At 68.0% G+C, this 20652-nt stretch carries 20 protein-coding genes; 6 read left to right on the top strand and 14 right to left on the bottom strand.

Annotated elements, in window-relative coordinates; all coding sequences use genetic code 11:
* The first annotated feature begins 3 nt into the window (after window positions 1-3).
* Window positions 4-807: an SDR family NAD(P)-dependent oxidoreductase gene (locus tag QN239_RS12530; RefSeq protein WP_499010675.1), complete on the top strand. Its 804-nt coding sequence runs from the start codon at window positions 4-6 to the stop codon at window positions 805-807.
* A gap of 12 nt (window positions 808-819) precedes the next feature.
* Here QN239_RS12530 and QN239_RS12525 read toward each other — a convergent pair whose 3' ends face one another.
* From QN239_RS12525 to QN239_RS12490, 8 genes are all read right to left on the bottom strand, one after another.
* On the bottom strand, window positions 820-1656 hold the full coding sequence (locus tag QN239_RS12525) for a DegV family protein (RefSeq protein WP_499010672.1): 837 nt from the start codon (window positions 1654-1656) through the stop codon (window positions 820-822).
* The gene (gene octT / locus QN239_RS12520) at window positions 1653-2489 is read right to left on the bottom strand and encodes a diglucosylglycerate octanoyltransferase (protein ID WP_499010670.1); all 837 of its coding nucleotides are present in this window, start codon (window positions 2487-2489) and stop codon (window positions 1653-1655) included. The genes QN239_RS12525 and octT overlap by 4 nt, the downstream gene beginning before the upstream one ends.
* Window positions 2479-3135 (bottom strand): glucosyl-3-phosphoglycerate phosphatase, encoded by a 657-nt coding sequence (gene gpgP, locus QN239_RS12515; RefSeq protein WP_499010668.1) that lies wholly within the window; start codon window positions 3133-3135, stop codon window positions 2479-2481. Before gpgP ends, octT begins: the two co-directional genes overlap by 11 nt.
* Entirely contained in the window at window positions 3132-3509 is a 378-nt protein-coding gene (rsfS, locus tag QN239_RS12510; protein ID WP_090353398.1) for a ribosome silencing factor, read from the bottom strand. Before rsfS ends, gpgP begins: the two co-directional genes overlap by 4 nt.
* Window positions 3506-4135 (bottom strand): nicotinate-nucleotide adenylyltransferase, encoded by a 630-nt coding sequence (gene nadD, locus QN239_RS12505; protein ID WP_499010665.1) that lies wholly within the window; start codon window positions 4133-4135, stop codon window positions 3506-3508. Before nadD ends, rsfS begins: the two co-directional genes overlap by 4 nt.
* A gap of 110 nt (window positions 4136-4245) precedes the next feature.
* Entirely contained in the window at window positions 4246-5697 is a 1452-nt protein-coding gene (locus QN239_RS12500) for a vWA domain-containing protein (RefSeq protein WP_499010663.1), read from the bottom strand.
* A 13-nt stretch (window positions 5698-5710) separates the two neighbouring features.
* Window positions 5711-6595 (bottom strand): AAA family ATPase, encoded by an 885-nt coding sequence (locus QN239_RS12495; protein ID WP_499010661.1) that lies wholly within the window; start codon window positions 6593-6595, stop codon window positions 5711-5713.
* Window positions 6596-6618: 23 nt separating this feature from the next.
* Entirely contained in the window at window positions 6619-7875 is a 1257-nt protein-coding gene (locus QN239_RS12490) for a glutamate-5-semialdehyde dehydrogenase (protein WP_499010659.1), read from the bottom strand.
* Between the two features lie 160 nt (window positions 7876-8035).
* On the opposite strand from QN239_RS12490, the gene QN239_RS12485 reads away from it, so the two are divergent.
* The 3 genes from QN239_RS12485 to QN239_RS12475 are packed head-to-tail and all read left to right on the top strand — an operon-like array spanning window position 8036 to window position 10972.
* Window positions 8036-8887 carry a ribokinase gene (locus QN239_RS12485; protein ID WP_499010656.1) on the top strand — a complete coding sequence of 284 codons (852 nt, stop codon included), beginning with the start codon at window positions 8036-8038 and terminating at the stop codon, window positions 8885-8887.
* 48 nt (window positions 8888-8935) lie between these two features.
* Window positions 8936-9748 carry an enoyl-CoA hydratase/isomerase family protein gene (locus QN239_RS12480; protein ID WP_090353391.1) on the top strand — a complete coding sequence of 271 codons (813 nt, stop codon included), beginning with the start codon at window positions 8936-8938 and terminating at the stop codon, window positions 9746-9748.
* 60 nt (window positions 9749-9808) lie between these two features.
* Complete coding sequence (locus QN239_RS12475) at window positions 9809-10972, top strand: DUF2306 domain-containing protein (protein ID WP_499010655.1); 1164 nt, start codon at window positions 9809-9811, stop codon at window positions 10970-10972.
* Between the two features lie 20 nt (window positions 10973-10992).
* On the opposite strand, the gene QN239_RS12470 is transcribed toward QN239_RS12475, so the two are convergent.
* Complete coding sequence (locus QN239_RS12470) at window positions 10993-13032, bottom strand: NAD(+) synthase (RefSeq protein ID WP_499010653.1); 2040 nt, start codon at window positions 13030-13032, stop codon at window positions 10993-10995.
* Window positions 13033-13059: 27 nt separating this feature from the next.
* On the opposite strand from QN239_RS12470, the gene QN239_RS12465 reads away from it, so the two are divergent.
* Window positions 13060-13896, top strand: a complete 837-nt coding sequence (locus QN239_RS12465) for an SIR2 family NAD-dependent protein deacylase (RefSeq protein WP_499010651.1) — start codon at window positions 13060-13062, stop codon at window positions 13894-13896.
* Window positions 13897-13909: 13 nt separating this feature from the next.
* Here the strand turns inward: QN239_RS12465 and QN239_RS12460 are convergent, their stop codons facing one another.
* Window positions 13910-15181, bottom strand: a complete 1272-nt coding sequence (locus QN239_RS12460) for a cytochrome P450 (RefSeq protein ID WP_499010650.1) — start codon at window positions 15179-15181, stop codon at window positions 13910-13912.
* Between the two features lie 67 nt (window positions 15182-15248).
* Between QN239_RS12460 and QN239_RS12455 the strand changes: the two genes are divergently transcribed.
* On the top strand, window positions 15249-15881 hold the full coding sequence (locus QN239_RS12455) for a TetR/AcrR family transcriptional regulator (protein WP_499010648.1): 633 nt from the start codon (window positions 15249-15251) through the stop codon (window positions 15879-15881).
* 1 nt (window position 15882) lies between these two features.
* On the opposite strand, the gene QN239_RS12450 is transcribed toward QN239_RS12455, so the two are convergent.
* From QN239_RS12450 to obgE, 4 genes are all read right to left on the bottom strand, one after another.
* Complete coding sequence (locus QN239_RS12450) at window positions 15883-17184, bottom strand: protoporphyrinogen/coproporphyrinogen oxidase (protein ID WP_499010646.1); 1302 nt, start codon at window positions 17182-17184, stop codon at window positions 15883-15885.
* 31 nt (window positions 17185-17215) lie between these two features.
* Window positions 17216-17839 carry a PIG-L deacetylase family protein gene (locus QN239_RS12445; protein ID WP_090353383.1) on the bottom strand — a complete coding sequence of 208 codons (624 nt, stop codon included), beginning with the start codon at window positions 17837-17839 and terminating at the stop codon, window positions 17216-17218.
* A gap of 181 nt (window positions 17840-18020) precedes the next feature.
* Window positions 18021-19163, bottom strand: a complete 1143-nt coding sequence (proB, locus tag QN239_RS12440) for a glutamate 5-kinase (protein WP_499010645.1) — start codon at window positions 19161-19163, stop codon at window positions 18021-18023.
* Window positions 19160-20599 (bottom strand): GTPase ObgE, encoded by a 1440-nt coding sequence (gene obgE / locus QN239_RS12435; protein ID WP_499010644.1) that lies wholly within the window; start codon window positions 20597-20599, stop codon window positions 19160-19162. Before obgE ends, proB begins: the two co-directional genes overlap by 4 nt.
* Window positions 20600-20652: the final 53 nt, after the last annotated feature.

Here is a 20652-nt window from a genome sequence, read left to right as displayed (position 1 = left end):
CCCATGGGTACCCCTCGCTATACCGACCGTCGCGTCCTGATCACCGGAGGTGGCTCCGGAATCGGTCAGGCCACCGTGCTGCGCATCCTCGACGAGGGTGGTCGCGTGGTCGCCGCCGACATCAGTGACTCGGGCCTGGCGGACACCGCGGCCAAGGCAGCCGAGCATCTCGACCGGCTGGACACCGTGCGGATCGATGTCGCCGATGAGGAGTCTGTCCGCCGCGGGGTGGCCGACGCCGTCGAGCGACTCGGTGGACTGGACACCCTGATCAACGCGGCGGGCATCCTGCGGTCAGCGCACTTCGCCGATACGTCGCTGGCCGATTTCGAACAGGTGCTGCGGGTCAACCTGATCGGCACGTTCCTGGTCACGCGTGAGGCGATTCCGGCTCTGCGGGAAGGGAATGCGGCGGCCGTGGTCAATTTCAGCTCCACATCGGCGAGCTTCGCCCACCCGTACATGGCCGCCTACGCCGCCTCCAAGGGCGGCGTCCAGGCGATGACTCACGCGCTGGCGCTGGAGTTCAGCAAGGCCCGTATCCGGTTCAACTGCGTGCAACCGGGGTCGGTCTCGTCCGGGATGACCGATGGTGTCGGCGAGTCCCGACAGAGCGTCGGACCGGGCCTGCCGGCCGATATGGACTTCGGGCTCCTCGGCAAGATCCGCTCCGTGCTGCCCACCGACGACGGCGCAATGTTCGCCAGGCCGGACGCGGTCGCCGCCGTGGTCGCGATGCTCGGTTCGCCCGAAGCCTGCTGGGTCACCGGCACCGAGGTGCGCGTCGACGGCGGCACCCATATGTAGCCGGGACAGCCCTCACTCGGTGAGGCTGACGCACGCCCCCACCGCACCGCCGCCGACATGCACACCCAGCACGGGACCCATATCGGTCACGGTCAGCGACTCGATCTGCGGCAACCGCGCGGTCAACGCCGCACCGAGCTCGGCCGCGTCGTCGTGATTGTCCACGTGGTGTACGGCGATCGACGCGCCGCGCTCCCCCACGATCTCGGCGATCGAATCCACCATCGCCGCATGCGCTTTCGACACGGTGCGGATCCGCTGGGCCAGCACCAACCGGCCGTCGACGTCGAGGCGCAGCAGCGGCTTCAGCGACAGCGCGGTGCCCAGCCACGACACCGCGGTACCGATGCGGCCCGAACGACGCAGGTTGTCCAGCCGGTGCACGACGATGAACACGTGGCCGCGCGGAACCGCGGCCCGAGCCGCCGCTTCCACCTCGTCCAACTCCGCTCCGGCCGCCGCCGCCCGCGCGGCGGCCAGCGCGACGAACCCGATGCCCATCGCCGCCGATCGCGAATTCACCACGCGCACCGCGGAACCGAACTCACGTGCCACCCCTGCCGCGGTGCTGAAGGTGCCCGACAGCGCAGCCGAGATGTGCACGGCGACGACACCATCGCCGTCGCTGTCCACCAGCGCCTTGCGGTAGGCATCGGAGAGATCCGCCGGCGACGCACCGGAGGTGCTCACCTGGCTGCGGTCGTGGATGTCGTTGGGCATCGGGTCGACACCGTCGAGCAGATCGGTTCCGCCGACCAGCACATGCAACGGCACCTGACGGATCGACCAGCGCTCCCGGTCCTCAACGCTCAGCCGTGCCGACGAATCGGTCACCACCTGGACGGTCATGAGTCGGTGCGTGGAACCGACGATTTCCCCGTCGCTTCGCTCGCCCCAGGTCGGTAGGCACCGGCGTCGGCGAGACCCTTGAGCATCAGGTCGGCGACGGCAGCATGGGCCTCGAAGTTCCAATGGATCCCGTCGGGGTTGCCCTGGCCACTGAGCACGTACTCGCCCACGGCGGCCTTGAGGTCGACGATCGGGACCCCCTTTGTCTCGCCCCATCCGGTGATCGCGGCCGCGGTGGCCTGGCGCCAGCGGTGCGACCGGCCGTAGGTGTCGGCGATGTGCACCGACGGCACGGTCGCGACGACCGGAATGCCGGGCCGATTGAAATCGATGGCGGCCCTGGTCTGTTCGAGGTACTCCACGCTCAAGTGCGGCGGCAGCGCCGGACGGGCCACCGGCGACAGTCGTGGCTGCAACCAGCCGTAGCCGTCGCGGGCCCAGCGCCGTAGCCAGGCCGGGCGCACATACCGGATGAGCTCACGCAGCGCGGTCGGCAGCGGTGACGGCAGGGAGTCCATCCCGGAGGTCGCGAAGATCACGGCACCCGCGTGCGGCAACGCCGCCCATGAGCGCGGATCCTGGGTCGCCGCCCACCACACGTCTCGGCAGGTCCAGCCGATCCGGCCGATCAGCTCGACATCCCAATCAAGTTGTTCGGCAACGATATTGGGCCATATGCGTGGATCGTCGGCGGGCAGACCACCGGTCGGCCCGTAGTAGGACAGGGAGTCACAAAAGACCAGCAGCGTCTTTCGGCGGGCTGGGGGCACCTCCCGCTCGCGGGGGACAGCGGAGCGACCCGGGGAATTGTCCCGGGGCCCCTCAGAGGACATCGTTGGCCACCTGCGCCGAGGCGTTCCACACGTCCAGACGCCACTTGATCGCGTCGTCGACGATATGCCCGGACAACTGCACCCAACTGGCGTTGCCCATTCCGCCCAGCACCGGCCAATTGTCGACGGGCAGCCGGAGCAGGGCTGCGGCCAGCGCGGCGATCAACCCGCCGTGGGCGACCAGCACGACCGGGCGGTCGGAACCATCGGCACCCCACTCCGGTTGGGAGTCAAGCAGTTCGGTGACCACCGGCACGCTGCGCTCGGCGACGTCCACCCGGCTCTCCCCGCCGTGCGGGGCCCAGCGGGCGTCGTCACGCCACGCCACGCGGGCACCGGGCGCGACGGCGTCGACCTCAAGGTGCGTGAGCCCCTGCCAGTCACCGAGGTGCGTTTCGCGTAGCCGCTCGTCGATGTGCACCGGCAGCCCGGAACGGTCGCCCAGTGCGGTCGCGGTGTCCAGCGCGCGGCGCAGATCCGAGGACACGATCAGGAACGGTTGGCGCTTGGCCAGCACCTCGGCCGCGGCGACCGCCTGCTGCCGGCCCAGCTCGGTCAGATCGGTGTCGAGCTGCCCCTGCATGCGGCTGCCGGCATTCCACTCCGTCTGCCCGTGCCGCAGCAGGACCAGCCGGCGAATGGTCATTCGCTGCGCTCCACACCCTCGAGGTCGACCGGCACCAAGGGGCAGTCCCGCCACAACCGGTCCAGCGCATAGAACTCGCGCTCCTCGACGTGCTGGATGTGCACCACGATGTCGATGTAGTCCAGCAGGGTCCAGCGTCCCTCGCGGGTGCCCTCCCGACGGGCCGGCTTGTACCCGGCCTGGCGCATCTTCTCCTCGACCTCGTCCACGATCGCGTTGACCTGGCGCTCGTTGGAGGCGGAGGCGATCACGAAGAGATCGGTGATGACCAGCTGACCGGATACGTCGATGACGACGACGTTCTCGGCGAGCTTGGATGAGGCGGCCTGGGCCGCGACGGTGGCCGCGGTCACGGCTTCTTGGGTGGCGCTCACGGGCGGCCCTCCTGTTTCGGGGCACTGTAGAGCCCTCGTTTGGACACGTACTGCACTACACCGTCGGGCACCAGGTACCAGATCGGGCGGGACTGTTGGGCGCGCAACCGGCAATCACTCGACGAGATCGCCAGCGCAGGCACCTCCACCAGGGTCAGGGCATCTTCGGGCAGTTCCTTCATGGCCTCGGCGATGTGCTCGCCGTCGAGTTCGTAGCCGGGCCGACTGACCCCGACGAACCGGGCCAGGGAGAACAGCTCCTCCCAGTTCTGCCAGGACAGGATGGAGGCCAGCGCATCGGCACCGGTGATGAAGTACAGATCGCTGTCGGGGTTCAACCCGGCCAGATCACGCAGGGTATCGGTGGTGTACGTGGCCCCGCCGCGGTCGATGTCCACCCGGCTCACCGTGAACCGCGGGTTCGCGGCGGTGGCGATGACCGTCATGAGGTAGCGGTCCTCCGCCGCGGTGACGCGCCGATCGCGTTTCTGCCAGGGCTGCCCGGTGGGGACGAACACCACCTCGTCGAGCTCGAACTGGTCGGCGACCTCGCTCGCCGCGACGAGGTGCCCGTGGTGGATGGGATCGAACGTCCCGCCCATCACCCCGAGCCTGCGTCTGGTCACGAAGAGCCAGCTTACTGGGCGTGCCGCAGGGCGCTCTCCCGCCGCCGAGATCGACGTTTGGGCCGGGCTCTGCTGACACAAATCCGCCCGATTGATCACATGGGCGGAAATCAGACGGGGAGGAGCCCGTCGATCACGGTCGCGAGCTGCTTGGCCGAGCGGCACTCGTGCATCGCGATGACGTCCTTGTAGCGCGGCACCGCGGAGTCGCCGCTGCCCCACAGGTGCTTGGGCTCCGGGTTGAGCCAGTACGCATGCCGGCTCGCGTTGACCATGCGGCTCAGCAGGTCGGCCTGCGGGTTGCGGTAGTTGTTGCGCCCGTCGCCGAGGATCAGCAGCGAAGAGCGCGGGGACAGCACGTTGGGGAAGTTGTCCATGAACGACACGAACGCGTGCCCATAGTCGGAGTGCCCGTCGCGGGTGTAGACCCCGGCCTCGCGGGTGATGCGCTGCACCGCCACCGCCAGGTCGGCTTCCGGCCCGAACATCTCGGTGACCTCGTCGGTGGTGTCGATGAATGCGAAGACCCGGACCCGGGAGAACTGCTGGCGCAGCGCGGCCACCAGCATCAGCGTGAAATGACTGAACCCGGCCACCGAACCCGACACATCGCAGAGCACCACCAGTTCGGGGCGCGCCGGGTGCGGCTTCTTGAGCACCACGTCGATGGGTACCCCGCCGGTGGACATGGATTTGCGCAGGGTCTTGCGCATATCGATCTCACCGGCGCGGGCGCGCCGGCGCCGCGCGGCCAGCCTGGTGGCCAGCGTGCGGGCCAGCGGTTGAACCGTCTTACGCATCTGGCGAAGCTGTTCGCCCGAGGCGCGCAGGAATTCGACGTTCTCGGCCAGCTGCGGCACACCGTACATCTGGACGTGTTCGCGACCCAGCTGTTCGGCGGTGCGCCGCTTGGTCTCGGATTCGACCATCTTGCGCAACTGAGAGATGCGCTGCGCGGCAACGGCTTTGGCGATCTCTTCCTGTGTCGGTGTGGGTTCTTCGCCGTACGGGGCCAACAGGCCCGCCAGGAGGCGGCCCTCCAGCTCGTCCAGGGCCATCGCCTTGAGCGCTTGATAGGACGAATAGGACGGGCCGCGGCTGGAGTTGTACCGACCGTAGGCCTCGACGATGCGGGCGATCATCGCCGCCAGCCGGTCATCGAGGCTCTCCATATCCGCGTCCGGACCCAGCATGTCCAGCAACGCCGTCCGCATCGCCTCGATGTCCTCGGGCGGCAACCCGTCAGGCTGACCGTTGCTCTCCTCGTCCGCCTCATCCTCGATGACGGTGCGGTCGCCCAGCGCCGCGGGCCACCAGAGGTCGAACATCGCGTCATAGGTCTCGCGGTGATCGGCGCGCCGCAGCACCGCGCACGCCAGACCTTCGCGCAGCGCGCCCCGGTCCCCCAGACCCAACTCGGCCAGCACCCGGCCGGCATCCACCGTCTCCGACGGACCCACCGAGATCCCGGCGCTGCGCAGCGCTTCCACGAACTCCACCAGGTGCCCGGGAATACCGTAGGGCGCCAACGGTTGTGGCGGGCGGGTGCGTCGGGATGTCATGGATGCGAACCTCTCAGTTCAGTTTCAGCTCTCCGGACGCCTTGATCTGGTCGGACTGATGCTTGAGCACCACACCGAGCGTGGCGGCGATGAGCTCGTCGTCGATCGTGTCCATGCCCAGGGCGAGCACGGTGCGGCCCCAGTCGATGGTCTCGGCGACCGAGGGCACCTTCTTGAGCTGCATGGCGCGCAGCACCCCGATGATGCGCACCAGCTCTGCGGCGATCTTCTCGGGCAGTTCCGGAACCCGCGACAGCAGGATGCGCCGTTCCAGATCGGGGTCCGGGAAGTCGATGTGCAGGAACAGGCAGCGCCGTTTGAGCGCCTCGGACAGTTCGCGGGTGGCATTGGAGGTCAGCAGCACGAACGGTGCGCGCTCGGCCTTGATGGTGCCGAGCTCGGGCACCGTCACCGCGAAATCGGACAGCACCTCCAGCAGCAGACCCTCGATCTCGATATCGGCCTTGTCGGTCTCATCGATGAGCAGGACCGTCGGGTCGGTACGCCGGATCGCGGTCAGCAGCGGGCGGCTGAGCAGGAACTCCTCGCTGAACACATCGGTCTTGGTCTGGTCCCAGTCACCGGTGCCCGCGGTCCCGGCCTGGATCCGCAGGATCTGCTTGGCGTGGTTCCACTCGTAGAGGGCACGGGCCTCGTCGACACCCTCGTAGCACTGCAGGCGCACCAGTTCGCTGCCGGTGGTCTGTGCCACGGCGCGGGCCAGCTCAGTCTTACCGACACCGGCGGGGCCTTCCACCAGCAGCGGCTTGCCGAGCCGGTCGGCGAGGAAAACCGCAGTGGCCGTGGCCTTGTCGGGCAGGTAGCCGGTTTCGGCGAGCCGCTTGGCGACATCGTCGATGTCGGTGAACAGCGGGGCCGGGCGGGCGGGGACGCTCACGTGTTCTCTTTTCGCAGCGGTGTTCAGGCGGGGCGGACGTGGCCTTCAAGAGGCGAGCCCCACACGATCCATTTGGTGGAAGTCAGTTCGGGTAGCCCCATCGGGCCACGGGCATGCAGTTTCTGGGTGGAGATCCCGATTTCGGCACCGAACCCGAACTGCTCACCGTCGGTGAAGGCCGTCGATGCGTTCACCATCACCGCGGCAGCATCGACCCCCTCGGTGAACCGTTGGGCCGCAGCCAGATCGGTGGTGACGATGGCCTCGGTATGCCCGGTGCCGTACTCGTTGATATGCGCGATGGCGCCGTCCACACCGTCGACGACCGCGACCGCCATGTCCAGCGACAGGAACTCGGCGCGCAGCTGCTCTTCGGTGGGATCCAGATGCACGGTCACCCCGGCGTCCTGCAGGGCGGTCACCAGGCGGGGCAGCACGGTGTCAGCCACGGTGCGATCCACCAGCAGCGATTCGGCCGAGTTGCACACGCTGGGCCGGCGGGTCTTGGAGTTCAGCAGGATCCGCTCGGCCACGTCGAGATCGGCGGCCCCGTCCACATAGACATGACAGTTGCCGACGCCGGTTTCGATGGTCGGCACGGTGGCGTCGCGGACCACGGCGTCGATCAGTCCGGCACCGCCGCGCGGGATGACGACGTCGACCAGACCGCGGGCCTGGATGAGGTGGGTGACGCTGGCGCGGTCCGCACTCGGCAGCAGCTGCACCGCATCCATGGGCAGCCCGGCCTCGTACAGCGCTTCGCGTAGCGCGGTGACCAGGGCGGCGTTCGACCTGGCCGCCGAGGAGCTACCCCGCAGCAGTACGGCGTTGCCCGACTTGAGAGTCAGCCCGAATGCGTCCACGGTGACATTGGGCCGGCCCTCGTAGACGATGCCGACCACACCGAGCGGCACCCGCTGCTGGCGCAGCTGCAGACCGTTGGGCAGTGTCGAGCCGCGCAGCACCTCGCCGATCGGGTCGGGCAGGCCGGCGACCTGGCGCAATCCGGCGGCGATACCGTCGATGCGCTGGGGGTTGAGGGCGAGCCGGTCGAGCATGGCTTCGGGCGTGCCGGCAGTGCGAGCGGCCTGCAGGTCCTCGGCGTTGGCGGCGAGGATGTCGTGGGTGTGCTCCAACACCGTGTCGGCGGCCAGGTGCAGGGCGCGGTTCTTGATCTCGGTGCTCAGTGCCGCCAGGGTGCGCGACGCGGTACGCGCGGCGGCGGCCGCGTCGTGAACCTGTTGACGCAGATCCGTGGTGGCTGGTGCTTGCACGCTCATCAAGCCAGGGTATCGGGCATCCCCAGGTCAGGCCCGGTGGGGCCACCGAAAGACGGCGCACGCTCCCGAGCGTCACCTCACCGGTCGAACCACGACCGCTGAGGTCGACCTCGCTGGAGCACTCACGCGATGACTCGCCGGTGATGACTACGGTGAAGCCGTGGCGCGGGTATGTGTGGTGGGCAGCGTGAACATGGACCTCGTCTTCGCCGTGGACACGCTGCCGGTCCCCGGCGCGACGGTGCTGGCATCCTCGGTCATCCAATCTCCCGGCGGTAAGGGCGGCAACCAGGCGATCGCCGCAGCCCGGGCCGGCGCCGACGTCACGCTGGTGGCGGCGGTCGGTGACGACGCGGCAGGACTCGCGCTCAAAACCCATCTGAGCGACAACGGCGTGGACGTGGCGGGCGTGGTGACGTTGCCGGTACCGAGCGGGATGGCCAGCATCGTGGTCGACACGCATGCCGAGAACGTCATCGTGGTCGCCCCCGGCGCCAATGCCCATCTCACCCTGACGCCCGCCAAGCTGCGCGATATCGTCGCCGACTGCGAGGTGCTGTTGATGCAGCTGGAGATCCCGGTGGATACGGCGGTGACGGCAGCCAGAATCGCGCGCGCGGCCGGCGCGACGGTGATCCTCAACGCGTCGCCCACCGGTGCCGATCCGGCCGGGCTCGCCCAGCTGGCCGACGTCACCGATGTGGTGATCGTCAACGAATCCGAGGCAGCACAGTGGGATCGGCCGGTACCGCATCTGGTCACCACGCTGGGCGCGCGCGGTGCCGACCATCGCACCGCTCACGGGCACACCCGGGTTCCGGCGTACCCGGTCGAGGCATTGGATACCACCGGCGCCGGCGACGTGTTCGCCGGCGTGCTCGCCGCGGGCTGGGCCACCGACCCCGGCTACGCACTGCGCCGGGCGTGCGCGGCCGGTGCGCTGGCCACCCTGGTGCCGGGCGCGGGCGATTGCGCCCCCTACGACGAGGCCATCGAGGACGCACTCGGCTGAAACGGTCCTCAACTGAACAGCCAACAGTTGTGGTTATAGTCGGCAGCCATGACAGCGCGACCGCCCGACGGTGACTGGCTCGGTACCCCGTTCCTGAAATTCGAGCGGCACGGCCCCTTCGGCGTGGTGCGTCTGGACCGGCCCGCGGCCCGTAACGCCATGACCCCGGCGATGTACTTCGGCATCCGCTACGCCGTCAGCCGCGTGGAGGCCGATCCGGAGCTGGCCGGCCTGCTCATCACCGGTACCGGAGACGTCTTCGCTCCGGGCGGGGACCTCGGCGGTGGCGACGGCAGTGACGACTGGATGACGTGGGGCTCGGCGCTGTCGATGGATGTCACCCCGTTCGAGACACTGCGCCAGTCGGTGAAGCCGGTGGTGTCCGCGGTAAACGGACTGGCCCAGGGCGGCGGCCTCCAGATCGCCCTGTGCAGCGATATGGCGGTGGTCAGCGAACGCGCCACCTTCCGGGTCCCGGAATTGTTCCGCGGTATCGCCGACACCTACTACAGCCAGATGCTGGCCCGCCTCATCGGCGCGGTCCGCACCCGCGACCTGATGTTCACCGGCCGCGTGCTCACCGCGCAGGAGGCGCTGGACTGGGGCATGGTGTCTCGGGTGGTGCCGCACGACACCCTGCTCGACGAGGCGCGTGAGGTGTTGGCGCAGGTCTGCCGGACCGCACCCCACGCCCGCTCGGTGGTGAAATCGAGCCTGGACAACTATCTCGGACTGTTCGACCGGATCGGGATGAAGGCCAGCTACAGCGGAGACGAGGCCAGAGCGGGTTTCGTCGCGTTCAAGGAACGCCGGTCCCCGGACTGGGTGCATCCGGATCTGCGCACCGAAGGCCGCCTCTGATTGACGGTCGAGCAAAATCCCGTGCGTCGGGCATATCGCCACTTAGAATCTGACATTCAAATGGACAACGACAAACGGGTGACGCTCTCACGCGGCCTTTTCCTCTTCACTGCGGTGGTGGGCGCCCTCTATCTGCCGCTCGCGCTGAACTACACCTGGCCGCTGTTCGGCACCGGAGTCCCGCGCTGGCAGGACGACGTGAACACCGCGATCAACGGCCGCGGCTACGCACTGGGCGACGGATCGGTCGACGCGGTCCGGCACCAGGCCTACGCCGAGCACCGGATGGTGCTGTTGGTACACACCACGTTGGGCGCACTGGCGTTGACACTGGCCATGTTCCAGTTCTCGGCGCGAATCCGGGAGCGGTGGCCCGCGGTGCACCGGTGGAACGGTCGCAGCTACCTCGCGCTGATGACGGTCAGCATGCTGACCGCCCTGATCTTCCTCTACGTCACCCCGCCGGCCCGACACTTCATCGGACCCGCGTTCGAGACCCAACTACGCGGACTGGCGGTGGGCACGCTCGCCAGCGCCTGGTACGCGCTCTACGCGATCCGCAAGCGCGACATGGTCAGCCACCGCGCCTGGATGACCTACAGCATCGCCTTCATGTTGACCGCACCGCTGCTGCGGTTCATCTGGATCGGAATCCAGCCGGTGATCCCGCAACACGACCTGCTCACCAATATCGGTGTGGGCTCCTTGATTCTGGGTGTCGTCGCACCCGGCGGGGCCGCGGTGGCCTTCATTGCCAGCCGGCAAGCCCCGTCCGATGAGGTCGACACCGCGGCGCCGCTCTGGAGATACGGCGCGGCGGTGGCCCTGGCGGTGCTCGGCTCGCTCACCTACACGGGTCTGACGTCGCGGTTGCCCGAGCCGATCCCGCACTCACTGGTCGCGTTCCACCTGGTGCCGGTCTGGATCAGCATCGCGATGGCGCTCATCGGTGTCGCCCGCGCCCGCGCGCGGGACAACTTCGCACGGGAACGGCAATGGCGTTGGCTGCTCTGGGGTTTCGCGGCGGCCCCGCTGTCGGCCAGCTTGTACTCGCTGATCGTGCCACCCGACTTCACCGCCGCCGATGCGATCATCGCCGGCGGAATGGACGGCGCGGCCATCCCGATCACCATCTGCTTCGCCGTCATCGTCCGCGCCGCGGCCCGGGCGCGCGCCGAGGGCCGAAGCCCGCTCGCCGCAGCCGAAACCGCCTCGGCCGCCTGATCTTTGGGGACCTGAGAAGGCTACTCCGCGGGTATCCCGCATTCGATCTCGTCGAGCCAGATCCGCGCGGACATGTCCGACGGGGCGCGCCAGTCGCCGCGCGGTGACAGCGAACCGCCCGCGGACACCTTCGGGCCGTTGGGGAGCGCGGACCGCTTGAACTGGCTGAAAGAGTAGAACCGCTGCGCGAACACCGTCAGCCAGTGCCGGATCTCCGTCAGGGAATACTCCGGCCGCTTGTCCAGTGGGATCCCCGTCGGCCAGTCGCCTCGGTCCGCATCACTCCACGCATGCCAGGCCAGGAAGGCGATCTTGGCCGGCCCGAATCCGTGACGAAGCGCCTGGAACAGTGAGAAGTCCTGCAGCGCATAGGGACCCACTTTGGCTTCGCTGCTCTGCACCTTGCCGTCCTCACCCACGGGCACCAATTCCGGGGTGATCTCGGTGTCCAGCACCGACGCCAGCACCTCGTTGACGTCATCGCCGAACTGACCCGACGAGATCACCCAACGGATCAGGTGCTGGATGAGAGTCTTCGGGACACCGCCGTTGACGTTGTAGTGCGACATCTGGTCACCGACGCCGTAGGTGGACCAGCCCAACCCGAGTTCGGACAGATCCCCGGTACCCAAGACGATGCCGCCGCGCTGATTGGCCAGCCGGAACAGGTAGTCGGTACGCAACCCGGCCTGGACGTTCTCGAACGTGATGTCGTAGACCTTCTCGCCCTGGACCACCGGATGCCCCATCTCGGTGAGCATCAGGGTGGCCGTATCGCGGATGTCGATCTCCTCGAAGGTCACCCCCAACGCCTTGGACAATGCGATGGCATTGCCTTTGGTGCGATCGCCGGTGGCAAAGCCGGGCAGGGTGAACGCCAAGATATCGCTGCGCGGGCGGCTTTCGCGGTCCATGGCCTTGGCCGCGACGATGAGGGCGTGGGTCGAGTCCAGACCGCCGGAAACCCCAATGACCACCTTCGGATAGTTCAGCGCGCGCAGCCGCTGCTCCAGCCCCGACACCTGAATGTTGTAGGCCTCGTAGCAATCCTGCTGCAGCCGTTGCGGATCCGACGGCACGAAGGGGAACCGCTCCACCGCGCGGCGCAGGCCGATGTCACCGTCCGGTGGGTCGAGGGTGAACTCGATCCGGCGCACGTTCTCGGCGGCGCCGTGATGGCGCGCATTGTCGTCGAAGGTGCCCTGGCGCAGTCGCTCCGCGCGCAGCAGTGCGGTGTCGACATCGGCGACGCTGCGCCGCTCCCCTTTCGGGAAGCGATCGGATTCGGCCAGCAGCACCCCGTTCTCGTAGATCATGGTCTGCCCGTCCCAGGCCAGGTCGGTGGTCGACTCCCCTTCACCGGCGGCGGCGTAGACGTAGGCGGCCAGGCAGCGTGACGACGCCGAGCGAGCCAGCAGCTTGCGGTCCTCGGCACGGCCGATGGTGATGGGGCTGCCCGACAGGTTCGCCAGCACCGTGGCCCCGGCCAGGGCGGCCTGGGCACTCGGTGGGATGGGTACCCACATGTCCTCGCAAATCTCCACGTGCAGGACGAAATCGGGCAGGTCGGCGGCCGTGAACAGCAGATCCGGCCCGAACGGCACGTCCGCGCCGTTGATCCGGATGGTGCCGCGGGCGTCGTCACCCGCAGCAATCTGACGGCGCTCGTAGAACTCCCGGTAGGTGGGCAGATACGACTTGGGCACCACCCCGAGGAGGGTGCCGCGGTGAATCACCAGCGCGGTGTTGTACACCCGGTTGCCGTGCCGCAGCGGGGCGCCGACCACCAGCACCGGCAGCAGGTCGGCCGACCCGGCCACCAGGGTGGCCACCGCTTCTTGCACGGCATTGAGCAGCGTGTCCTGCAACACGATGTCCTCGAGCGAGTACCCCGACAAGGTGAGCTCCGGGAACACCGCCAGCCCGACGGCGTCGTCATGACATTCGCGGGCCGAGCGCAGCACCGAATCCGCGTTGGCCGCGGGGTCGGCCAGCGTGGTGTGGTGCGTGCACGCGGCGACCCGCACGTATCCGTGCCGGTAGGCGGAATAGAAGTCCACGTCGCCATTATCCCTATCCTGGATGGGGTGGAAGCCCCCGAACTCGTATCTGCCCTGTCCGGACTGCGGCTGGCGGTCCTGACGGGGGCGGGGATGTCGACCGATTCGGGGATTCCGGACTACCGCGGTCCGGACTCTCCGCCGAGCAATCCGATGACGATCGCCCAGTTCACCTCCGATCCGGTGTTCCGTCAGCGCTACTGGGCCCGCAATCATGTCGGCTGGCGGCATATGGACGACACCCGACCCAATGCCGGGCATCGCGCGCTGGCCGCGCTGGAGGAGGCCGGGGTGGTGACGGGCCTGATCACCCAGAACGTCGATCTGCTGCACACCAAGGCCGGTAGCCGCCAGGTGGTGAATCTGCACGGCACGTACGCCCAGGTGGTCTGCCTGGGATGTGGGTACACCATGAGCCGGGCCGCACTGGCCGGCGAATTGGAGGCACTCAACCCCGGTTTCGTCGAGCGTGCCGAGCAGGTCGGCGGTATTGCCGTGGCCCCCGATGCCGACGCGGTCGTCACCGACACCTCGACGTTCCGTTATCTGGACTGTCCGCGCTGCGGCGGGATGCTGAAACCGGATATCGTCTACTTCGGCGAAAGCGTGCCCAAAGAGCGCGTAGCACAGGCATTTTCATTGGTCGAAGCGGCCGAGGCCCTGCTGGTCGCCGGGTCGTCACTGACCGTGTTCTCCGGTTACCGGTTCGTCCGGTACGCCGCCGGTGCGGGCATGCCGATCGCGATCATCAATCGCGGTCCGACCCGCGGTGATGCGCAGGCCACGGTCAAGGTCGAGGGCGGCTGTTCGGAGCTGCTGACCCTGCTGGCCGGCGAGCTACCGGTGGCCGCCCCCTTGCCCTAGAACGTGCAGGGCCCTAGAACGTGCAGGGCATGGCCCGGACGGCGTGCACGAAGTTGCCTTCCAGATAGGCCGGTTCGCCCGCCGCGATATCGGGCAACTGGGTGAGCAGTTCGAAGAACAGCGCCCGCAACTGCGTACGGGCCACGTGCGCACCGAGGCAGAAGTGCCGGCCGCCACCGCCGAAGCCCAGATGTGGGTTGGGTTTGCGGCTCAGATCGAGACGCTCCGGCCGGTCGAACACCTCGGTGTCCCAGTTGCCGGACGCGTAGAACATCACCACCTTCTCCCCCGCCGCGATCTGCTGACCGCCGAGTTCGACATCGACGGCGGCGGTGCGCCGGAATGTCATCACCGGGCTTGCCCAGCGCACGAATTCCTCGACGGCGGAACCGATCCGGTCGTCGAAATCGTCGAGCAGCCACGCCCGCTGGTCCGGGAAATCGGTGAGCGCCTTGACCGCATGGCTGGCCGTCTGGCGGGTGGTGTCATTACCGGCCACCGCGAGCAGGACGAAGAACGCGGACACTTCGAAGTCGGTGAGCCGATCCCCGTCGATCTCGGCGTGCACCAGGGCACTGATCAGGTCGTTGCCGGGGTCCTCCCGGCGCTCGGCGGCCAACGCACCGGCCACCTGATGCAGGTACATCTGGTTCTCCAGCAGCACCTCGAGAGGATTACGGCCGGCCAGGAAGACCGGGTCCGCCCACGACACCAACGCATCCGCGGCGTGCGCCACCCGGCTGCGCTCGGACTCCGGGATGCCGACCATATCCGAGAGCGTGCGCACGGGCAGTTCCTTGGCGCAGTGCTCGACAAAGTCCGCACCGCTGCCCGCCGCAGCCAGTTCTTCGACGATGCCTTTGGCGTTGTTCTTGATCGAGGATTCGATGCGCGCGACCTGACGCGGCGTGAAGGCCGAATGAACGAGCTTGCGGATCAACGTGTGTCGCGGCGCGTCCATGGCCAGGAAGGACTGCGATGCCTCCAGCAGCTCCTCGGGCACGGTCTCGAACAGCACCCCCTTGCCGGACAGGAAGGTCTCGCTGTCACGGCTGACGGTGACGATATCGGCGTGCCGGGTGACCGCCCAGAAGCCTTTGTCGTTCGGATCCTCCATCAAGGCGTCCTCGACGGGCTTGTGCCAGCTGACCGGGCGCTGGGCGCGCAACTGCGCGAACGCGACCTCACGATCGGCCGCGGTGGTGGCCCAGAACGCGCGCGAGGAGAGGTCGATCGAGTCGTACGGACGGTCCGGCGCTGTCGATGTGATGGCTGACACAGTCATGTCCGTGACGATAGGTCTAGACACTGCGTCTAGTCAAGGCGTGCACCGGGCCGATATCCTGACGGGCATGCCATCGGTGACCCGTAGGCCGCAGGCCAAACGCCAGGAACGCCGCCAGCAGATCGAACGCGACCTGCTGGACGCCACCGACCGGCTGATGGCCGACGGCGCCAGCTTCACCGAGCTCAGCGTCGACCGGCTGGCCACCGAGGCAGGTATCTCGCGAGCCAGCTTCTACATCTATTTCGAGGACAAGGGCCATCTGCTGCGCCGGCTGGCCACCCAGGTGTTCAGCGACCTGGCGGTGGCCGCCGATCAGTGGTGGAGTGTGTCCGGGCGCCGGGATCCGGCCGACGTACACACCGCGATGTCGGGCATCATCGCCGGTTACCGCCGTCACCAACCCGTACTCGTCGCACTCAACGAGATGGCCGGCTACGACGCGGGCGTCCGCGACACCTACCGCGACCTGCTGACCGGAATCACCGACCAGGTCGCCGGCGTCATCGAGCGCGGCCAGGCCGCCGGTTCGATCCGGCGCTCACTGCCCGTCGCGGCCACCGCGAGCTCGCTCACCTGGATGGTGGAACGGACCTGCCACCAGAACCTGCCGTTCCAGCCGATGTCCTTCGATACCGAGCTGGCCGCTTCCCTCACCCAAATCGTCTGGGGCGCACTATATCTAGAGTCCGTCGACTAGTTCAGGAAAACCACTCCGGGTGCCAATAGACATCCTCGGCCGCACCCGTCAACGCGTGGTCGACGGCTTGCCTGCCCTGCATGTAGCCATAGTCCTGATTCGACGACTCATACCGCCAGCCCCCGAACCTCCCCCTGCTGTAGATGCCATACCCCGTCAGCGTCTTGTCGGTGCCGCGCAGCACGTCATCACGCCCCAGCGTGGGCACCGGATACCCGAACGGAATGGTCTGGGCGAACCGGCTCTGCACCAGGGCCGGGTCGGCACCCAGAACCGCCAGCGAAGCCTGCACCGCGCCGATCGAATCCGCGGCCGAGGATGTCTGGCCGGGGAAGGACGGCACCTCGCAAAGGATGTTCCAGCGGCCCGGCCCCGCATTGCCGGGGTCGTAGTTGCTCAGCATCGTGGCGCGGTACCACGGCACACTCTCGTCGGGGCAGTACAGCCAGGTCTTGTCGGCCAGCGCCGGCGGCGGCTCACCGCGGTACCCGAGTCCGACGGCGTGCACCCGGCTCGCCCGCAGACCGGTCGCCTGGTGCCCCTGCCCGATCCAGCCAAGTGCCGTGGTGATCGGCGCCGTGCTGACGCAGTAGTCGTACGACACCGACGACCCGTCATCGAGGGTGGCCACCCGCTTGTCCGGGTCCAGGCCGAGCACCCGGGTACCCAGCCGGGTCGAACCGGGTGTCATCAGCGTGTCCTGCACGGCCTGCCACAGGGCGCCCGTGCCACCGATCGGGTACGGAAACGCCTCGGCCGGGGCAGGTGCGGTGCTGCCCGCCAACCCCAACTGGGGAACATTGCGGGTGTGGCTGCCGCTGCGCAGCGACGTCCAGCCGTGGTCGACCTCATGCAGCGGCGCCGTCCACATCTTGCGGTTGTAGGGCTCGAAGAACTGGTCGTAGAGCCGGCGGCCGAAGTGGTTGAGGTAGTAATCGGCGAGGTGGTGCGCGGGTGCATCGGGGCGCAGATCGGTGGGCAGCTCGGTGAGCTGCTGCTGGATCGGAGTCGGGACCAGGCTCTGCGGGCCGTCACCGGTGAGCCACACCCAGCCGTTTCGGGTGACCTGGTTGATGCCGACCCCGCTGGCGCGCACCGCGTGGTCGAACTCGCCGAAGTGACTGTGCAGCACGTGCCCGCCGAGGTCCCAGGTGAATCCCTGCTCATCGGTGACCGAGGCGGACATCCCGCCGATCTGGTCGCCCGCATCGACCACCAGGTGATCGATTCCGAGCTCAGTGAGTCGCGTCGCCGCGCCGATACCGGTAGTGCCTGCGCCTACCACCAGGAAGGTCGGTTGCATATCCCGTCGCTGTGCTCGCCCCACCACTGGGCTAGAAGTCGAGGACCTGGCGAACGGGCTCGAACCCTTCGGCGAACGGACGGCGGCACAGGAATCCGTAGTGCTCGGCGGTACTGCGCACCCAGGAGGCGCTCACCTTTTCACTGGCTTCGGCCTGCGAAACGTGGCACATCAACGCCTGAACCTTCTTGTCCAGCGCGTCCGAGATGTCGATGAACACCGTGGGGTTGAACCCCACGGCCGAGGGGCCGCCGTAGGCCATGATGGTCGACACCCAGCGCGCCGCGCCCATGGTGCAGCGCGACACGACGCGGTGGTCCTGATGACTGTCGTTGGCCGCGTGGGTGTAAACCACTGTCGCCGAGACCTTTTCGATGGCGTCCTCGATGAGGTGGACGAGCTCGAATTCCTGTAGCGAGACCCGGCAGTCGGCGAATCCCTCACCCCAGATCAGCGTGTCCACACCCAGGACCTGGACGGCACGATGCTGTTCGTGCACGCGCTGAGCCGTGTCACCGGGGCCGACCTCACCCCGGGTGACGACCAGCATGGCAACCTGGTCGCCGGCTGCCACATGCTTTGCCAGCGCACCGCCACACCCGAGCTCGATGTCATCGGGATGAGCCCCCACCGCAAGTACAGATCGCCCCGTCATGCCCCCTGGCCTTCGCTTTGCTGTCCCCTAGTTTTGAGCAGCATAACCTTATTTTTGGCATAGCGAGTGCTTACGTCGATCGATATGGCGCAACGCGTCGTCCCGCCCTGCGCTGCCGGCTCGATCGCACCGACACCAGCAGAAACGTCAATTTTGCGACAATCGCCCACCGCCGACGCGGTCAGGTGGCCACCAGATCGTCGGCGTGCACCGCAGGCCTGCGCAGATCAGCAGGCAGGTCAGGGGTCGATCGGCCGATCATCGTGGCCAGTTCACCCGCGTCATAGGCCACCACCCCGCGCGCGACCACCTGCCCGTCGGGTCTGTGCAACTCGACGACGTCACCGCCGTGAAATTTGCCCGTCACCGCCGTGATCCCGGCGGGCAGCAGAGACCGGCGCTGGGTGACCACCGCACGCACCGCGCCGTCGTCCAGAGTCAGCGCACCCGCGGCCTCGGCGGCATAGCGGACCCAGAACCTGCGCGCCGACATCCGTTCGGGACGAGGGGCGAACACCGTACCCACCGAGGCGTCGCCGAGTGCGGCCGCCGCGTCGGCTGCCGCAGCCAGCAGCACCGGCACGCCGGCATCGGCGGCCAGCAGCGCCGAGGACAACTTGGAGGCCATCCCTCCGGTCCCCAGATTGCTCCCGCCGCCGGCGACCACCCCGTCGAGGTCTCCCGCGGCGGCGACCTCGGGGATGAACCGCGCGGGATTGTCATCGGACGCCTTGCGCGGATCACCGTCGTACAGGCCGTCGATATCGGAGAGCAGGATCAGCGCGTCCGCTCCGACCAGATGCGCCACCAGAGCCGAGAGCCGGTCGTTGTCCCCGAACCGGATCTCATTGGTGGCGACCGTGTCGTTCTCGTTGACGATGGCCACCGCGTGCAACGCCCGCAGCCGGTCCAGCGTGCGCTGGGCGTTGGTGTGCTGGACGCGCATCGAGATGTCATGCGCGGTCAGCAGGACCTGGCCCACCGTGCGCTGATAGCGGCCGAACGCCGAACTCCAGGAATTGACCAGGGCGACCTGACCGACGCTCGCCGCGGCCTGTTTGGTGGCCAGGTCCTTCGGGCGTTTGGTCAGACCGAGCGGTTCGATGCCGGCGGCGATGGCCCCGGACGACACGATCACCACATCGGAGCCGGCCTTCATCCGGCCTTCGATGGCATCGGCGAGGGTGGCCAGCCGGCCGGCGTCGAAGACACCGGCAGGGGTGGTGAGCGCTGTGGTGCCGATCTTGACGACGACGCTGCGTGCGGTACGGACGGCCTCGCGATGCACGCTCCGATCATGATTCGCTCCGCAAGCGTCGCTCATGCGTCGTTCTCCCGGCGTGCCTTCCGTGCTGCCTTGCGCTCATCGGCGCCCACCCGCTCGGTCTGCTCGAGGCGGATGTCGGTGCCTCGCCCCGACAGGTGGGTGTCGACACCGGCCGGGGTCTGCGGCTCCCAGTCGAAGGTCATAGCGCCGATCGTCACCGCGCAGCCCGGCGTGGCGCCCTGCTTGAGCAGTTCGTCCTCGACGCCGAGACGGGCCAGGCGGTCGCCCAGATAGCCCACGGCTTCGTCATTTTCGAAGTTGGTCTGCGCAATCCAGCGTTCCGGCCGGGTACCCCGCACGAGGAAACCGCCCTGCCCGTCCGGCGATACCGTGAAACCGGTCTCGTCGACGGCGATCGGGCGAATGACCGCGCGGCGCGGCGCCACCTCGGGCTGCGCCGCCCGGTACGCCGACACCAATTCCCACAGCGCGAAAATCAAGGGCCGCAGCCCTTCTCGGCTCACGGTGGAGATCTCGTAGACGGGCCAACCGTATTTCTCGGCGATCTCGTCACGCACAAAGTCAGCCAGCTCGCGCGCCTCGGGCACGTCGATCTTGTTGAGCACCACGGCACGGGGACGGTCGGCGAGATCGCCGAGAGTCGTGTCCCCTTGCAGGGTCGGCTGATACGCGGCCAGTTCGGCTTCAAGGGCGTCGATATCGGAGATCGGGTCGCGGCCCGGCTCCAGGGTGGCGCAGTCCACGACATGCACCAGCACCGCACAACGCTCGATATGACGCAGGAAGTCCAGTCCCAGGCCCCGGCCTTCCGAGGCGCCGGGGATCAGGCCGGGCACGTCGGCGACCGTGTAGGAGTGGTCCCCTGCGGACACCACGCCGAGATTCGGCACCAGCGTCGTGAACGGATAGTCGGCGATCTTGGGTTTGGCCGCCGAAATCGTGGAGACCAGCGAGGATTTGCCGGCCGAGGGAAATCCGACGAGACCGACATCGGCCACCGTCTTGAGCTCCAGGGTCAGATCTCGGGTCTGCCCCTTCTCCCCCAGCAGCGCGAAGCCGGGCGCCTTTCGGGCCCGGGATGCCAGTGCCGCGTTGCCGAGTCCACCCCGGCCGCCGGCGGCAGCTTCGAAACGCGTGCCGGCGCCGACCAGATCGGCGAGCAGACGGCCCTGATCATCGAGCACCACGGTGCCGTCGGGCACCCGCACCTCGAGATCGGCTCCCACCGCACCGTCGCGGTTACTGCCCGCGCCCTGCTTGCCCGAGGGCGCGTTGACGTGTGGATGGAAGTGGAAATCCAGCAAGGTGTGCACCTGCGGATCGACGACCAGGACGATGCTGCCGCCCTTACCGCCGTTCCCGCCGTCGGGACCACCCAACGGTTTGAACTTCTCCCGGTGCACCGAGGCACAACCATGGCCGCCGTTACCGGCCTGCGCGTGAATGACCACGCGGTCGACGAACCGGGGCATATCAGGTCCTTCCACGGATCAATGAAAAAGGTGAAGCCGCTACAAGTTCTGAC

It is taken from the genome of Mycolicibacterium sp. Y3, from assembly GCF_051188035.1.
Lineage (GTDB): Bacteria > Actinomycetota > Actinomycetes > Mycobacteriales > Mycobacteriaceae > Mycobacterium > Mycobacterium fluoranthenivorans.
The sequence above is the reverse complement of the archived record's forward strand: the minus strand, read 5'-3'. Positions and strand labels throughout refer to the sequence as shown.

What these genes read in the sequence shown, in the direction of transcription:
- QN239_RS12490 (WP_499010659.1), bottom strand. Translation starts at nt 7,875, where the DNA reads ATGAGCGTGCAAGCACCAGCCACCACGGATCTGCGTCAACAGGTTCAC.
- QN239_RS12500 (WP_499010663.1), bottom strand. Translation starts at nt 5,697, where the DNA reads ATGACATCCCGACGCACCCGCCCGCCACAACCGTTGGCGCCCTACGGT.
- QN239_RS12530 (WP_499010675.1), top strand. Translation starts at nt 4, where the DNA reads ATGGGTACCCCTCGCTATACCGACCGTCGCGTCCTGATCACCGGAGGT.
- QN239_RS12480 (WP_090353391.1), top strand. Translation starts at nt 8,936, where the DNA reads ATGACAGCGCGACCGCCCGACGGTGACTGGCTCGGTACCCCGTTCCTG.
- QN239_RS12445 (WP_090353383.1), bottom strand. Translation starts at nt 17,839, where the DNA reads ATGACGGGGCGATCTGTACTTGCGGTGGGGGCTCATCCCGATGACATC.
- gpgP (WP_499010668.1), bottom strand. Translation starts at nt 3,135, where the DNA reads ATGACCATTCGCCGGCTGGTCCTGCTGCGGCACGGGCAGACGGAGTGG.
- QN239_RS12455 (WP_499010648.1), top strand. Translation starts at nt 15,249, where the DNA reads ATGCCATCGGTGACCCGTAGGCCGCAGGCCAAACGCCAGGAACGCCGC.
- obgE (WP_499010644.1), bottom strand. Translation starts at nt 20,599, where the DNA reads ATGCCCCGGTTCGTCGACCGCGTGGTCATTCACGCGCAGGCCGGTAAC.
- QN239_RS12525 (WP_499010672.1), bottom strand. Translation starts at nt 1,656, where the DNA reads ATGACCGTCCAGGTGGTGACCGATTCGTCGGCACGGCTGAGCGTTGAG.
- proB (WP_499010645.1), bottom strand. Translation starts at nt 19,163, where the DNA reads ATGAGCGACGCTTGCGGAGCGAATCATGATCGGAGCGTGCATCGCGAG.
- QN239_RS12475 (WP_499010655.1), top strand. Translation starts at nt 9,809, where the DNA reads ATGGACAACGACAAACGGGTGACGCTCTCACGCGGCCTTTTCCTCTTC.
- octT (WP_499010670.1), bottom strand. Translation starts at nt 2,489, where the DNA reads ATGTCCTCTGAGGGGCCCCGGGACAATTCCCCGGGTCGCTCCGCTGTC.
- QN239_RS12450 (WP_499010646.1), bottom strand. Translation starts at nt 17,184, where the DNA reads ATGCAACCGACCTTCCTGGTGGTAGGCGCAGGCACTACCGGTATCGGC.
- QN239_RS12460 (WP_499010650.1), bottom strand. Translation starts at nt 15,181, where the DNA reads ATGACTGTGTCAGCCATCACATCGACAGCGCCGGACCGTCCGTACGAC.